The following is a 1,389-nucleotide window of genomic DNA, read 5'->3' as shown; positions in this document are numbered from 1 at the left end:
CTAGTAGTGCTTTGTTAGGTGGTGTCGTAGGGCTGCCAGGGGACGGTCTGCTGGCAGGTGGGGCAGGTGCCGGTCCAGGTGGCGATGAGGTGTTGGAGGAGGTCCAGGGCCTGGTAGAGAGTCAGGCCCTGGCAGGGGCTTTTGGGCTCCTCCGTTGTTCGGTCAGGAACAGGTGGGCGGCGGTGACGAGGGTGACGTGCCGGTGCCAGCCGTTGAAGGAGCGGCCCTCGAAGTGGTCCAGCCCCAGGACGGTCTTCATCTCGCGGTAGTCGTGCTCGATCCGCCACCGGGACTTCGCGAGGCGGACCAGATCTTTCGCGGGGATGTCGGCGGGCAGGTTCGAGATCCAGTACTTGACCGGCTCCGTCTCGTCTTCGGGCCACTGGGCGATCAGCCAGGTGAGCGGGATCGTCCCGTCAGCGGCCGGTTTGGGCCGCCGGCCCGCGAGGCGGACGTGCAGGAGAACGAAGTGCGAGCTCATCGCGGCTTTGGAGCCCTTGCGCCAGGTCAGGGTCCGGCCGTGGTGGCGTCCAGCGGCCAGCACATGGTCGCGTAGGGACAGTGGGCGGGTGCGGTAGCGGGGCAGCGGGCGGGGCCCGAGACCGCCGTAGGCGGGTTGGTGGGGTTCGGAGCCTTCCGCATGAGCAGTCATCTCGCCCTTGGCCTGAAGGACATAGGCCAGCCCGCGGTCTTCCAGACCGTGCCGGAAGTCGGCGTTCGCGCCGTAGCCCGTGTCTGCGACCAGCGCGGCGGGCCGCAGGCCATGGCCGTCGAGTTCGTCGAGCATCTCCAGCGCGAGTTCCCATTTGGGGCGGTGGTGCTCGCCATCGGGGATCCGGCAGGCCCTGCGGCGTGCGGCTGCCTCGGGGGTGTCCCATGCGGTGGGCAGGAACAGCCGCCAGGACAGTGGGCACGAGGCGGTATCGGAAGCGGCGTGGACGCTGACGCCGATCTGGCAGTTGCCGACCTTGCCCAGAGTGCCCGAATACTGGCGGGCCACCCCCGGCGAGGCGGTGCCGTCCTTGGGGAAGCCGGTGTCGTCCACCACCCACACCTGCGGACGGACCACCCGCACGGCCCGCCACGCCAGCCGGGCCCGCACATCCCCGACGGACCAGGTCGAGGACGTCATGAACTGCTGCAACTGCTGATGGTCCGCCCCGAGCCGCTCGGCCATCGGCTGCATCGACTTGCGCCGGCCGTCCAACAGCAGCCCCCGCACGTACAGCGAGCCCTTCTCACGCTGATCCCGCCGCACCAACGGCGCGAACAACTCGGAAGCGAACTCCTCTAACCGGCCCCGACACGCGGCAAGCTCCCCAGCCCTCATACAACCAGCGAACTACCACACACCGAACGTGACAAGACCAGCTAACAAAGCACTACTAG

Annotated in this window: 1 protein-coding gene; it reads right to left on the bottom strand. The window is 68.5% G+C overall.

The annotated features are described in order from the left end of the window. Nucleotides 1–121 precede the first annotated feature (121 nt). Nucleotides 122–1,330, bottom strand: a complete 1,209-nt coding sequence (locus GWI24_RS44400) for an IS701 family transposase (protein WP_210951666.1) — start codon at nucleotides 1,328–1,330, stop codon at nucleotides 122–124. Nucleotides 1,331–1,389 lie beyond the last annotated feature (59 nt).

This window comes from Streptomyces sp. MK37H (genome assembly GCF_018035285.1).
Taxonomy (GTDB): Bacteria; Actinomycetota; Actinomycetes; order Streptomycetales; family Streptomycetaceae; genus Streptomyces; species Streptomyces endocoffeicus.
This window is presented reverse-complemented; position numbering and strand designations above follow the sequence as displayed.

Coding starts and splice junctions, on each gene's coding strand:
- GWI24_RS44400 (WP_210951666.1), bottom strand. CDS start 1,330: ATGAGGGCTGGGGAGCTTGCCGCGTGTCGGGGCCGGTTAGAGGAGTTC.